Annotated in this window: 12 protein-coding genes and 1 pseudogene; 4 read left to right on the plus strand and 9 right to left on the minus strand. The window is 70.1% G+C overall.

All coding sequences use genetic code 11. The features are described 5' to 3' along the window. The first annotated feature begins 119 nt into the window (after nucleotides 1-119). The 4 genes from ACYVF7_RS42530 to ACYVF7_RS42545 all read left to right on the plus strand — a co-directional run bounded on the left by ACYVF7_RS42530 (nucleotide 120) and on the right by ACYVF7_RS42545 (nucleotide 3,728). Nucleotides 120-686, plus strand: a complete 567-nt coding sequence (locus ACYVF7_RS42530) for a PadR family transcriptional regulator (RefSeq protein WP_460351663.1) — start codon at nucleotides 120-122, stop codon at nucleotides 684-686. Between the two features lie 2 nt (nucleotides 687-688). Next, entirely contained in the window at nucleotides 689-1,453 is a 765-nt protein-coding gene (locus tag ACYVF7_RS42535) for an SGNH/GDSL hydrolase family protein (RefSeq protein WP_460351664.1), read from the plus strand. Between the two features lie 154 nt (nucleotides 1,454-1,607). Beyond that, complete coding sequence (locus ACYVF7_RS42540; RefSeq protein ID WP_460358418.1) at nucleotides 1,608-2,315, plus strand: DUF1707 SHOCT-like domain-containing protein; 708 nt, start codon at nucleotides 1,608-1,610, stop codon at nucleotides 2,313-2,315. Between the two features lie 303 nt (nucleotides 2,316-2,618). After that, nucleotides 2,619-3,728 (plus strand): epoxide hydrolase family protein, encoded by a 1,110-nt coding sequence (locus ACYVF7_RS42545; protein WP_460351665.1) that lies wholly within the window; start codon nucleotides 2,619-2,621, stop codon nucleotides 3,726-3,728. A 281-nt stretch (nucleotides 3,729-4,009) separates the two neighbouring features. Here the strand turns inward: ACYVF7_RS42545 and ACYVF7_RS42550 are convergent, their stop codons facing one another. The 9 genes and pseudogenes from ACYVF7_RS42550 to ACYVF7_RS42590 all read right to left on the minus strand — a co-directional run bounded on the left by ACYVF7_RS42550 (nucleotide 4,010) and on the right by ACYVF7_RS42590 (nucleotide 13,356). Further along, complete coding sequence (locus ACYVF7_RS42550) at nucleotides 4,010-5,233, minus strand: DEAD/DEAH box helicase (protein ID WP_460351666.1); 1,224 nt, start codon at nucleotides 5,231-5,233, stop codon at nucleotides 4,010-4,012. 533 nt (nucleotides 5,234-5,766) lie between these two features. After that, nucleotides 5,767-5,970: a cold-shock protein gene (locus ACYVF7_RS42555; RefSeq protein ID WP_364393392.1), complete on the minus strand. Its 204-nt coding sequence runs from the start codon at nucleotides 5,968-5,970 to the stop codon at nucleotides 5,767-5,769. 461 nt (nucleotides 5,971-6,431) lie between these two features. After that, nucleotides 6,432-8,111, minus strand: a complete 1,680-nt coding sequence (locus tag ACYVF7_RS42560) for a prolipoprotein diacylglyceryl transferase (RefSeq protein ID WP_460351667.1) — start codon at nucleotides 8,109-8,111, stop codon at nucleotides 6,432-6,434. A gap of 94 nt (nucleotides 8,112-8,205) precedes the next feature. Then, entirely contained in the window at nucleotides 8,206-9,144 is a 939-nt protein-coding gene (locus tag ACYVF7_RS42565) for a DivIVA domain-containing protein (protein ID WP_460351668.1), read from the minus strand. Nucleotides 9,145-9,194: 50 nt separating this feature from the next. Further along, complete coding sequence (locus tag ACYVF7_RS42570; protein ID WP_460358420.1) at nucleotides 9,195-9,476, minus strand: YggT family protein; 282 nt, start codon at nucleotides 9,474-9,476, stop codon at nucleotides 9,195-9,197. A gap of 21 nt (nucleotides 9,477-9,497) precedes the next feature. Continuing rightward, nucleotides 9,498-10,016: a cell division protein SepF gene (locus tag ACYVF7_RS42575; RefSeq protein WP_460351669.1), complete on the minus strand. Its 519-nt coding sequence runs from the start codon at nucleotides 10,014-10,016 to the stop codon at nucleotides 9,498-9,500. Nucleotides 10,017-10,117: 101 nt separating this feature from the next. Next, entirely contained in the window at nucleotides 10,118-10,816 is a 699-nt protein-coding gene (locus ACYVF7_RS42580; protein ID WP_460351670.1) for a YggS family pyridoxal phosphate-dependent enzyme, read from the minus strand. Between the two features lie 2 nt (nucleotides 10,817-10,818). Further along, nucleotides 10,819-12,245 (minus strand): annotated as a pseudogene (gene ftsZ / locus ACYVF7_RS42585) (cell division protein FtsZ). Between the two features lie 325 nt (nucleotides 12,246-12,570). Then, nucleotides 12,571-13,356 carry a cell division protein FtsQ/DivIB gene (locus ACYVF7_RS42590; protein WP_460351671.1) on the minus strand — a complete coding sequence of 262 codons (786 nt, stop codon included), beginning with the start codon at nucleotides 13,354-13,356 and terminating at the stop codon, nucleotides 12,571-12,573. Nucleotides 13,357-13,411: the final 55 nt, after the last annotated feature.

A 13,411-nucleotide genomic window follows, 5' to 3' on the forward strand; every position in this document is an offset into this window, starting at 1 on the left:
AATTCGTTGACTAGGCGGGGGTGACGCTAACGAGGCGGGCCCTCACGATCCAGGGGTGCCGCCCGTGGCGATAATCACATAGTTGACTATTCGCGTACATGAGTAGCTACGGTCAGGGCATGGCGTTGCGCAATGCCGTCCTGGCCGTGCTCCTGGAGGGTGAGGCATCCGGGTACGACCTGGCCAAGACCTTCGACGCGTCGGTGGCCAACTTCTGGATGGCCACCCCCCAGCAGCTCTACCGAGAGCTGGACAAGATGGCAGCCGACGGGCTGATCCAGGGCCGGGTCGTTCACCAGGAGCGCCGTCCCGACAAGCGGCTGTTCTCCCTCACCGAGGCCGGCCGCCGCGCACTGCACGAGTTCACCGCCGCGCCCCCGCGCCCCGGCGCGATCCGGGACGAGCTCATGGTGCAGGTGCAGGCGGTCGACGCGGGTGACGGCGAAGCCGTGAAGAAGGCCCTTCGCGAACGTATGAGCTGGGCCGAGGCCAAGGTCGCCCGCTTCGAACACCTCCGCAGACGCCTCCTGAACGGCCGTACCGAGGAGGAGCACCTCACGCAGGCCGCCCGCATCGGCCCGTACCTGACGCTGCTGCGCGGCCTGGAGTTCGAACGCGAGAACGTCCGCTGGACCCGCCAGGCCCTGGCCATCCTCGATCAGCGCACCAACATCCCCACGGAGTGACCATGCCGTACCAGCGCTATGTCGCGGTGGGCGACAGCCAGACCGAAGGCCTGAACGACGGCACCGAGAAGACCGGTTACCGGGGCTGGGCCGACCGCCTGGCCGAGAACCTCGCCGGTCGACATCCGGACTTTCGGTACGCCAACCTCGCCGTCCGAGGCCGCCTGGCCGCTCGGATCAGAGCCGAACAGACCGAAGCCGCCCTCGCTCTGAACCCCGACCTGATCACCGTCATGGCCGGCATGAACGACCTGGTCCGCCCCGGCTTCGACCCCGCCGCCGTGGCAGCCGACCTGGAGGCCATGCTGGAGGCCTTCACGGCCTCCGGCGCGACCGTGGCCACCTTCACCTTTCCCGACGTCGCCAAAATCGCGCCTCTGGTACGCCACCTGCGTCCCAGGGTCCTCGACTTCAACGACCGCATTCGCGCCATGGCCGACCGCCACGGCGCCACCCTGGTCGACACGTTCCACCACCCGGTCACCACGGACCCACGCCTGTGGAGCGACGACCGCATCCACGCGACCCCCCTCGGTCACGCCCGCATCGCCGCAGCCGTCGCGCATGCCCTGCAGCTCCCCGGCGCCGATCCGAGCTGGGCCGATCCCCTTCCACCGCTCCCGCCCCTGCCGATCTGGCGACGCGCGGCGGTCGAGGTCACCTGGGCCGGCACCTTCCTGGGCCCGTGGATCCTCCGCCGCCTCCGAGGCCGCTCCTCCGGCGACGGCCGCGTCGCCAAGCGCCCCGAACTGCAGCCCGTCAACTGAGAACGGATCGCCCACGCGTCGGCGTCGGTCCGGTGGGCCGGATTCCTCCGGCTCCCGTCTTGTGGCCGTGGGGCGGCTGGTCCTCACCGGGCGGGTGCGGAATGATACTCGCGTGGACCTTCCCGACAAGTCCGCCCCGGCCGACCCCGGGCGCATGCGCGCCTCGGACGCCGACCGGGACCGGACCGCCGACCAGCTGCGTGAGGCCCTCGCCGAAGGCCGTCTCACGGCCGAGGAACACGCCGAGCGTCTCGACGCCGTGTACCAGGCGAAGACCTACGCCGAGCTGGCGCCGATCGTGGCGGACCTCCCGGCGACAGGGGGCACCGCTCCCGCGGCCACGGTCCGCGACGACCTGCCGGCCCCGCAGGCGGGCTCCCCGAACATCGTGGCCATCTTCAGTGGCGCCGAGCGGAAAGGGCGCTGGCTGGTCGAGCCGCAGACCAACGTCGTCGCCGTGTTCGGCGGCGTCGAACTCGACCTCCGCCAAGCCGTGCTGGCTCAGCGCGAGGTCACCATCAACGTCTCGGCCATCCTCGGCGGCGTCTCGATCACCGTCCCGCCGGGCGTGCGGGTGCTCAGCTCGGTGGTCTCCATCCTCGGCGGCTGCCAGCTGCCGTCCGATGACACCGTCGGCCCGGACGCCCCGGTCATCCGGCTCACGGGGATGGCGTTGCTCGGCGGGGTCGACGTCAAACGCGCGGCGCCGGGCGTGAGTACGGGCGCCGCCGAGTCCGACCATCGTGACTTCCACATGCGCCAGCGCCACCTGCACCATGAGTTCCGGGAGAAGCAGCGGGCGGTCCACCGGGAGTTCCGGGAGCAGCAGCGAGAACTCCGCCGTCAGCGACGGTCCCGCTGAGCCCGTTCGTCCCGTTTGGTCATTTGAAGCGCGGGGCGTGCCCGTGCCGCGCCGGACGGCCTACGGTTCGGCCTGGTCGAGTCTCCACGCCGTCGTACGCTTCGTTGTCGCCGCCCGCGCGTCGCGATGTCGTTGAGCGCGAAGTCCGGCCGCACCACGGCCCCTTGGCGCGCCCGCTCCAGGATCCGCGCCGCGAGCTCGATCGACCGCGTCGACCATAGGATTGGAACGGAACGCTTCATTCCGTTAGACTGGGCTCAGAACAGAACAGAGCGTTCCGTTCTAAAATGGGAGAGGTCCGCCATGGCCGCGAAGACGAACACCGAGATCCGCCCCTACCGCGTCGAGATCGCTCAGGCCGACCTGGACGACCTGAACCAGCGCCTGAGCAGGGCCCGCTTCACCGACGTGATCGAGGGTGCGGACGGCGAGTACGGCACCGCGGTGTCCCGGGTGCGGCGGCTGGCGGAGTACTGGCGCAGCGAGTTCGACTGGCGCGCATTCGAGGCGAAGCTGAACGCCTACCCTCAGTTCGTGACCGAGATCGACGGCCAGGACATCCACTTCCTGCACGTGAAGTCCGGCCGGGAGGGCGCGCTCGCGCTGATCTTGACCCACGGCTGGCCGGGTTCGCAGGCCGAGTACCTGAACGTCATCGAGCCGCTGACCGCCGCCGGCTTCGACCTGGTGATTCCGTCGATCCCCGGCTACGGCTTCGCCGGCCCGACCAAGGAGCGCGGCTGGGGCCTGCGGCGCACGGCCGCGGCCTGGGTCGAGCTGATGGACCGGCTCGGCTACGAGCGCTACGGCGCGGTCGGCAACGACGGCGGCTCGATGATCTCGCCGGAGGTCGGGCGGCTGGCGCCGGACAAGGTGGTCGGCGTGCACGTCACCCAGCTGTTCTCCTTCCCCAGCGGCGACCCGGCCGAGATGGCCGACCTGACCGCCGAGGAGCAGCAGATGATGGGGCAGCTCCAGTGGTTCTGGGAGAACCTGGGCTCGTTCAACCAGGTGCAGTCACAGCAGCCGCAGACCCTGGCGCACGCCATGGCCGACTCGCCGGTCGGGCTGCTCGGCTGGAACATCCAGCTGCTGCCGGAGAACCTGGACGACGAGTTCGTCCTGGCGAACGTCGCCACCTACTGGCTGACCGGCACGGCGGGCTCGGCGATGCGCTTCTACCGCGAGATGACCCAGGAGGCGAAGGCGAACCAGCCCGAGGAACCGACGACCACCCTGACCGCGCTGGCCGGCTCGAAGAACGACTTCTTCGGGGTGCGCCGATTCGCCGAGCGCGACCACAAGAACATCGTGCGGTGGAACGTCTACGACACCCCCGGGCACTACAGCGCGCACCAGGCCCCCGAGATCCTGGCCAAGGACATCACGGAGTTCTTCCCCCAGCTCGGCTGACCACCCGGCGCCTCCTTGAGTGCGACCGTCGCGAGCTTCACGTCGCGGCGGTCGCCCTCCGTTGTGGGCCCTCCTCTCGGGCCCGTGCGATCAGATGAAAAGACGCTCTGACGTGACAACGGGAACAACACTGAGGATCCCGGTAGTAGTGGCTGAAAACCAACGGAGAATGTCCGACCAGGTCAGCGGCTACCTGGGCTCGGCCGTCGAGAGCTTCGCCCGACACGTTCAGGGCCCGTCTCAAAGCCCCGCTGTCCTACTGCACGGCTTTGAGAAGGGCCCTAGGCGCCGGCGGTGCGGGTTGCCGCGAGTCGCGAGGAGTGGCGGTTCTGCGCGCGGCGACGGCCCGGCCCCGTGCCGCCGTTTCGGGGACCTGTGGTGGCCGGAGAGGGCAGGGTGACGGGGATGCCGGAGGGCACGCGGGCGCCGGTGATGCGGCTGAGTTCGGCATCGCCGGACCGCACTCGCACGGACTGCGGCGTGATGCCGGCGGTGGCCATCATCCGGTCCATTTCGCGGCGCTGGTTGGGCAGGACCAAGGTGACCACGGTCCCGGATTCGCCGGCACGGGCGGTGCGGCCGCCCCGGTGCAGATAGTCCTTGTGGTCGTTGGGCGGATCCACGTTGACGACCAGGTCCAGTCCGTCGATGTGGATGCCGCGCGCGGCGACGTTGGTGGCGACCAGTACGGTGACGTCTCCAGTGCGGAACTGCTCCAGGGTGCGGTTACGCTGCGGCTGGGACTTGCCTCCGTGCAGCGCCGCAGCGCGTACACCTCCGGTGAGGAGCTTGCGGGTCAGCCGGTCGGCGGCGTGCTTCATGTCGACGAACATGATGACGCGGCCATCGCGGGCAGCGATGTGTGCGGTCGTATCGTGCTTGTCCGCCTCCGTGACGTACAGCAGATGGTGCTCCATGGTGGTCACCGCCCCCGCCGACGGGTCGACCGAGTGGGTCACCGGATCGGTGAGGAAACGGCGGACCAGACGGTCGACGTTGCGGTCCAGGGTCGCGGAGAACAGCATCCGCTGGCCCCTCGGGGCCACCTGGTCCAGCAGGGCGGTGACCTGCGGCAGGAAACCCATGTCGGCCATTTGATCCGCCTCGTCCAAGACGGTGATGCGCACGTGGTCCAACCGGCAGGCGCCTCGGTTGATCAGATCCGCGAGCCGCCCCGGGGTGGCGACCAGGATCTCCGCACCGTGTTTGAGCGCGGTGGCCTGTCGTGAGATCGACACGCCGCCGACGACCGTGGCCGATCGAAGGCCGATCGACTTGGCGTAGGGGGTGAGGGCATCGGTGACCTGCTGGGCCAGTTCCCGGGTGGGGACGAGCACCAGGGCCAGAGGTCTACGCGGCTCAGCGCGGCGGCCGGCGGTCCGGGCGAGCATCGCCAGCCCGAAAGCGAGGGTCTTTCCGGATCCCGTACGGCCGCGGCCGAGGACATCACGGCCGTTCAGCGCATCCGGGAGGGTCGAGGCCTGGATGGGGAACGGTTCCGTCACGCCCTGCCGGGTCAATGTGGACAGTAGGGCCGCTGGCATTTCCAGCTCGGAGAACGACGCAGCCGGAGGCAGGGGCGGCGTGGAGCTCACGGGGGGTGCGAAGTCGCTCTGCCGCCGGGCGGCCGGTTGACGAGAAGCCTTGGTACGAGAGCGGGAGGAGCGACTGTGGGACGGACGAGTGGGATGGGTCATGTGTAAGCCTTCCTGAAGCGGCGCGTTTCGAGGAAGGCTCCGCAGCCCATGGCCTGAAGCAATCGCAAGAACGAACCAAGGTGAGCCGCGAAGCAGCGCCAAATCCGAAGAGGCACGGCGTTAAGACGGCCGATGCCCCTCGCGGAAGGGCGTCTGAGGGCCGAACTCAGATGGGGCTGCACCGGCCTGCGGCCGGTGACAGGGGGCCCGTGTGGCGGATCTCCGCCAAAGGGCCGTACCCTGGACGACAGCCGTCGTTATCGCGAGAAACGAAAAAATTCCAGACCAGTAGGCAGGGCCCGAACCGTTGCGTACGAGCCCTGCGACATACCGTGTGATGCTCAGGCAGGAATAATGTTCTCCGCCTGGAGACCCTTCTGGCCCTGCGTGATGTCGAACTGGACCTTCTGGCCCTCCTGCAGCTCACGGAAGCCCTGAGCCGCGATGTTGGAGTAGTGGGCGAAGACGTCGGCGCCGCCGCCGTCCTGCTCGATGAAGCCGAAGCCCTTTTCTGCGTTGAACCACTTCACGGTGCCGGTAGCCATATCTGTTCCTTCCGGGGACATTGACGGAGCCCGCACTCTGCGAGCCTCGCGTCGCCGTAATGACTCCACCCGGATGACTCCGGTCAAACAAAATGCGCCCGAGGTAAGTACCAGCAGGCGCACATAAAGTCTATGGGAACCACAACTGCAACCTCGCTAGCCTACCACTGGTAGATGAGGCAAGCAACCTGTCACATAGCCCCGCCCGACCCCTGCCCGGCACTGGCTAGAGTCCTCGGCTACGTCCGGCGGGACCCCTGCCGAGGTCGGGGCAAGGAGCGTGAGGCCCTGAAAGCCGATGCCGAACAGGCCCACGAGCAACTGGAGGAGACGGTCGAGGCCTTGGCCGACATGCTCAGCTCAGAACGCCAAAGCCAGCGATCCGCCGGATCCAGGGCTCACTGAGGGCCGACGGCTGTGAGGCTGGCGCCGTGAGGCCGACGCCGTTGGGGCGGCGACGGTCAGTCGTCGTCGGGCTGGCAGACCAGGCAGGGAGTGCAGCCGCGCTCCCGTGCCTCCTCCCGCGGCAGGCTCTCGAGGTCGTCGGCGTCGTCGGCGATGTCCTCGATCAGTGCGCAGTCCGGCCGGTGGTAGCGCTTGGTGCCGCTCAGGATGCGTACGGTCGGGCCGACCGCGGACTCCGTGTCCTCGGCCTCGCCCGCGGGCTCAGCGGCCTTCTCGTCGGCCGCCTCGGCGGTGGCTTCCGCCGGCGAATCGGCGGCCTCTGCGGCCTCGGCGGGCTGGTCGTCCGTGGCGTCTGCGGTGTCCTCGGTCGCGACCTCGGCCTCGTCGTCCTCGAGGTCCTCGAGGTCCTCGGCGTGCTCGTCCGACGAGGCATCCTCGGGCTCGGATCCGGTCGTCGCGGTCTCGTCCGCCTCGGTCTCCAGAGCCTGGGTGTCCCGCGCCTGGACATCGGCATCCTGCGCCTCGGCGTCCGACGGCGCGTCCTCGGGCCTGGCGGCCTCGCGCTCGGAGTCGGCGGGCTCGGCGGTCTCACGCGGCGACGCGTCGCCGTCTGCGGCATCCGTCTCGGCGGCGTGCGGATCGTCCTGCGGCTCGACCGCCTCGGGCTCATCCTCGGTCCAGGCCGTACCGGACTCGACGTCGTCCTGCTGACCGGTGTCCGGGGATACTGTCTCGGCCGTCGCGGACTCGGCGGGCTCGGGCTCGGCGTGCTCCGGCTCTGTGGCGATGACCTCGTCGGTCCGCTCGTCCGTCGCGGTGGCGTCCGTCGCGGCGGTGTCGCTCTCCGTACGCTCCGGGCTCTCGGTGCGCTCCACGGGCTCGAACAGCGACCGGCCGCGCCGCCTCGAGCGCTCGACGAGCGACTCGGAGGCATCGGCCGTGGGGACGGTGCCGGGCTGCTCGGCCGGCTCGACGGTCGTGGCCTCGGCGGCGTCGTAGGCGTCCGTCGCCGACGGCTCGGTCGCCGTGCTCTCGCCGGCCGCGGTCGCGTCGGCCGTGAGGGCCTCGCGCTCCTCGGCGGGCCGCCGCTCGGCGGCGGGCGCATCCCGCGTGACCGGGATGTCGGTCCGGGTCACCTCGACCGGGTCGAGGGCGCTCTGCGGCCTGGTGGCGGTCGCCGTGGCCGTGCGCTCCTCCGCGGGCCGGTCGTCGGCCGGCTCGGTGTCGGTGAGGGCGGCACGCGCGGCGAGCGCTGTGTCGGGCAGACACGCGGTGCAGGCGGTGAACCCTTCCTCGCGCGCCTCGACGAAGGTGAGCTCTTCCTTGTCGCGCCCCGCGAGCTGACGGCAGGTCTCCAGGTGGTACCTCTTGCGCCCCGGGACGATCCAGACGGTCGTCTCGGCGGGCACGTCGGCCGGGGACGCGGACGTCGCCGGGACGAGCGGGGCGTCCTCTCCCGCTCCGACTCGCGCCTTGGCCTTGACCGGCCTGGCGGTAGCCCGGCCGGCGGACGTCTTGGCGTTCGCCGGGGCCGCGGCGGTGCCGAACAGCTCCTTGCGGCGGAGGAACACGCCGACGGCGAGGAAGAGGGCGGAGACGATGCTGATCCCGATGGAGACATAGATCAGCTTCAGCCCGTCAAGACCGAGAATCTCATGCCCGGTGTTGCCCGTGACGATGCCCGTCACAAGAAGAGCGATCGCCAGGACGACGAGCACGCCACTCAGGATGATCACACAGGTCTCCCTCTACCGACCGTCGTACCGGAGGTGCGCAGCCACGCTAGCGCAACTTCGGCCGCTACGGCCGCCTCGAACCGGCTAGATTCACTCAGCGCCGGTCGTGCGGGTTGTCGGCGGTGTGGAAGCTCCCGGTGGCCCCGTGCTGGGCGTGCTGCGGCTCACCCTGCGGCGGCTGCGGGAAGGGGTTCGCTCCGGTGTTGCCCGGCCCGACGCCCGGCTGCCCGTTGCGCGGCATCTCGGGGTGCGGCGGCGGAGGGGCGACGGCGGGCTGTGCCGGCTGCGGGCCCGTGTTGCCCGGTCCGAACGGCCCGGCGTGGCTGCCGGCCTCCAGCTCGCGCAGCTGGCCCTCGAGGTACGCCTTGAGACGGCTGCGGTATTCGCGCTCGAACGCGTTCAGGTCGTCGACCATGCGCTCGAGCTCCTCGCGCTGCTGGACGAGGGAGCCCATGGCCTGGCGGTGGCGCTCCTGCGCGTCGCGCTCGAGCGACTCGGCGCGGGCGCGGGCCTCGCTGACGATCTGCTCGGACTGCCGGCGGGCCTTGCCGAGGATGTCCTCGGCCTCGCGCCGGGCACGCCCCAGCGTCTCGTCGGCCTCGCGACGGGCGTCGGCGATCGCCTGGTCGGCGGTCTGCTGGGCCAGGGCGAGCACGCGCGCGGCGGTGTCCATGTTGTCCTCGCCGGGCGAGGACATCGGCGGAGGCGGCGGCGGTGCCTGCTGCGGGGCCGGGGGCATGCCGAGACCGCCCATCATCGGCTCGGGCTCGGGTTTCGGCTCCGGCGGCTTGGGCGGCTCAGGCAGATGCGCGATCTCCGGCTTGGGCTCGACGATCGGAGCGGCCATCGCCGGCACCTTGCCGCGAAGGCACTCGGCCAGCTTGGCGCGCAGCTCCTCGTTCTCCTGGATGAGCCGGTCGAGCTCAGCCTCGACTTCGTCGAGGAATGCGTCGACCTCCTCTTCGTCGTAGCCCGGCCGGAGCCGGGTGGTACTGAACTGCTTGTTCCGCACATCCGCGGGTGTCAGCGGCATCTGGTCTCCTTGGCGCGCTTGGAGTCTGTCCCCGAACGGACGGTACCCGATCAGAGTGCCTGGACAATGATGATCAAGAACCAGACCACGAAGAAGAGAACCGTGAAGCTCAGGTCGAGTGCAACGTTACCCAGCCGGACGGAGGGGATGAAACGGCGTAGGAGCTTGAGAGGTGGATCGGTGACGGTGTATGTGGCCTCCGCCAGCACCAACACCACCCCTCTGGGTCTCCACGACCGGGCGAACGCCTGGAGCGTCTCGAAGACCATCCTGCCGATGAGGAAGAGCAGGAAGAGGTACAGCGGGATGCTCAGGTAACTTCCAAGATTCACGAACACTCTCGCATGTGACTGTCAGCTCTGATTGAAGAACCCTCGTTCTGCCATTCGGGCCTTGTCCTCGGCGGTCACCTCGACGTTGGCTGGGGACAACAGGAACACCTTGTTCGTAACACGCTCGATGCTTCCGTGCAGGCCGAATATGAGACCAGCGGCGAAGTCGACAAGACGCTTGGCGTCGCTGTCGACCATCTCGGTGAGGTTCATGATCACCGGGGTGCCCTCCCGGAAGTGCTCTCCGATCGTGCGGGCCTCGTTGTAGGTCCTGGGGTGAAGCGTAGTGATACGAGCGAGGTCGGACACGGCCGACTCCCCAACTGGGGGCCGCCGCTCCGGCCCGAACGGCTTCGGCTCCTCCTCGGAGGGCGCCTGGACTCCGGTGGGCTGGCCTGCGGAATCGTCGGTTCCGCGCTCAGCCCGACGTCGCTCGACGGCCTCGTCGTCGTAGACGTCGTAGTCGTCGTAATCGTCGTCGTAGCGGTCGTCCTCCACGAGGCCGAGGTAGACCGCCATCTTGCGCATCGCGCTGGCCATACGCCCCCTCCGTCGTCCGCCGACAGGAGAATCCCTGCGGGAAGCTTCCGCTCGCCGATCGTTACGTTTGAACGCGGACGCCAAGGTCCACGGTGGGGACATTACCTGACGATTGCCCGTCGGCCTCCGAGCAACGCCGTACCGACTCGGACGTGTGTCGCACCACACGCGATCGCTTCTTCCATATCACCGCTCATTCCGGCAGAAATCATGTTCGCCCCGGGGTAAGACTTCTGCACCGCGGCGGCGACGTCGGCCAGCCGGGCGAACGCCCGCGCCGGGTCCCCGCCCAACGGCGCGACCGCCATGACGCCCCCGAGGCTGAGGCCGGGAGCCGAGGCGAGCGCGTCGGCCAGCGCCGGGACTCCGTCGGGACGGATCCCGCCCCGGCCCTCGGCGTCGTCGAGCGCCACCTGGACGAGACAGCGGATCGACCTGTCGGCGCCGACCGCCGCCCGCGACAGCGCCGTCACGAGGCGCTCCCGGTCGATCGAGTGCACGACGTCCACGTAGGACACCACCGAGCGGGCCTTGTTGGTCTGCACCTGGCCGACGAAGTGCCAGGTCAACGGCAGGTCGCGGCATTCGTCCGCTTTGGCGGAGGCCTCCTGGTCGCGGTTCTCGGCGACGTCGGTGACGCCGAGCCCGGCCAGCAGGCGCACGTCCGAGGCGGGGAAGGTCTTCGTCACGGCGATGAGCGTGACCTCGTCGGCCGATCGGCCGACCGCGGCACATGCCTTGGCGACGCGTTCGCGGACCGCCGCGAGGTTCGCGGCCAGTTCGGCTTCGCGGCTCGGCATCACTACTTCAGGAAGTCCGGGACGTCCAGGTCGTCGTCCTCGTCGAAGACGACGGGGCGGCGGCGGACCGGGTCGGTGCCGAGGCGCGCCGCGGTCGGCTCGGTGGCCGGCCGCGGCACCTTAGGGCGCGCCGCCTCACCGGCGGCCGGACGCGGCGTCGTGTCCGCCGGGCCGTCGCCCGGCTTGTCGGCCGACGGCTCGGGCTTGGGAACCTCCGCCTTGGGCGGGTCCGCCTTCGGCTGGTCCTGCTTCGCCTCGGCCGGCTTGGCCTCTCCCAGGCCGGACTCCCGGTGCGGAGCGGGCGCGCCGGACGGCGCCGGGGCGGGCGTCGGCGCGGGGACCGCGGCGACGCGGGGCGGCGCCGTTGGTGGTGGCGACGGTGGCGTCACCGGGCGTGGCGGGGTCACGTGCGAAGGTGCCGCGGCCGGGCGGGCCGGCGCCATGCGTTTGGGCTCCGCCTGGGGCACCGGGGCGTTGTGCGGCCGGATCTCGTCGAAGCCCGCGGCGATCACGGTCACCCGGACCTCGTCGCCCAGGGCGTCGTCGATGACCGCGCCGAAGATGATGTTCGCGTCGGGGGCCGCGGCGTTGGACACGAGCTGCGCGGCCTCGTTGATCTCGAAGAGCCCGAGGTCGGAGCCGCCGGAGATCGACAGGAGGACGCCGTGGGCGCCGTCGATGCTGGCCTCCAGCAGCGGGCTGGAGATCGCCATCTCGGCGGCGGCGACCGAGCGGTCGTCCCCGCGCGCGGAGCCGATGCCCATGAGCGCGAGCCGGCCCCCGACATGACCGACTTCACGTCGGCGAAGTCGAGGTTGATCAGACCCGGCGTGGTGATCAGGTCGGTGATGCCCTGAACACCGGAGAGGAGCACCTGGTCGGCCGCCTTGAACGCGTCGAGCACGCTGACCTGGCGGTCGGAGATCGACAGCAGCCGGTCGTTCGGAATGACGATCAGCGTGTCGACCTCGTCGCGGAGCGTCTCGATGCCGGCCTCGGCCTGCATCGCGCGCCGCTTGCCCTCGAAGCTGAAGGGGCGGGTCACCACGCCGATCGTGAGGGCGCCCAGCGACCGGGCGATGTTCGCCACCACCGGAGCGCCTCCGGTGCCGGTGCCGCCGCCCTCGCCGGCGGTGACGAAGACCATGTCGGCGCCCTTGAGCACCTCTTCGATCTCCTCGCGGTGGTCCTCGGCGGCCTTCCGCCCGACATCGGGGTTGGCGCCGGCGCCGAGGCCACGGGTGAGCTCGCGGCCGACGTCGAGCTTGACGTCGGCGTCGCTCATCAGCAGCGCTTGGGCATCCGTGTTGATGGCGATGAACTCGACGCCCTTGAGCCCCTCTTCGATCATCCGGTTGACGGCGTTGACGCCGCCGCCGCCGATGCCGACGACCTTGATGACCGCCAGGTAATTCTGCGGTGCTGCCACGACGAGGGGCCCTTCCGCTCGCTCTATCGAACCGGCCGGCGTGACACCGCTCCGGTGTTTCTTACTGAAGTCACGTACATCGTTTTGGGCCGGAACCCTCACCCTCAAGTTGAGACTTAGAGTTATGTCAACCTAGGGCTGATACGGACAGTAGGGGCGGCCCACTGCAGGGTCAACTAACCCGGCCCTGAGCACACCGGCGTGTCGCGCGACACCCCAGACATCCCATTTCATCCGATCCGGTGCGCGCCGTTCCCACCCGCCGCGCGAAGACAAGTGTCCCGCGCCGGAGGATCGTTCGCTACTCGGCCGGGTCCGGCCACCATTACTTCGTGGTGACGACCTCCGGAGAGCTGACATCGATCGCCGTCACCCCCCGCTGCGGCGACTCGCTCAGCAGGCCGTGCAGCAGCCGGAGTTTCTCCGGGCCGCGCTCCGGCGCGCCCCAGACCACGGTGACCCCGTCCTGCAGCCGCAGCGTGACCGCCTCCGGCGACATGACCTCCACGCCGACCACCCGCCGCCCGAGCCACGAAGGCAGGGACCGGATGACGGCCAGGCCGGCGCGCAGCGCCGGATCGCTCTGCGTGGGATTCGCCACGTCCAGCACCGGCAGCCCCCGCGGGCGGGCCGCGGACGTGAGCACCGTCACCCCGTACCGATCGATCTGGAGGAACCGGTTGCCGTGCTGGGCGACGACGATCGGCGTCCGTTCCCGTACGACGATCCGGACGGTGGTCGGCCACCGCCGCTCCACGCGGACGGTCTCGACCGCCTGAACCGCCTCCACTCGGTCGCGGACGACGTCGGTGTCGAGCCTGGCCATGGGCTCCCCCAGCCGCACCGCCGCCGCGGCGAGCACCTCGGCGCGCGGGACGAGCCGCTCCCCCGTGACGTCGATCCGCCGGACGACGAGCAGCCGGGATCCCAGCAGGACCCACGTCGCCGTGCCGAGCACCGCCGCGACGAATAGCCCGACGAACAGGACCTTCCACCGGCTCGTGCGCCGGCGGGACGGCGTCTCTACGCTCGAACCCGATATATCCGTATCGGGCGTGTCAGCCGAGAAGGGACGGTCCACCGCTTCCCGCGACGTGCCGTCGGGGTCCATGGCCACGCCTCCTCACTCGCTCCAGGCGGCGGACGCGCCGCGCGGAACGCCCCGA

This window comes from Actinoallomurus acanthiterrae, assembly GCF_054775715.1.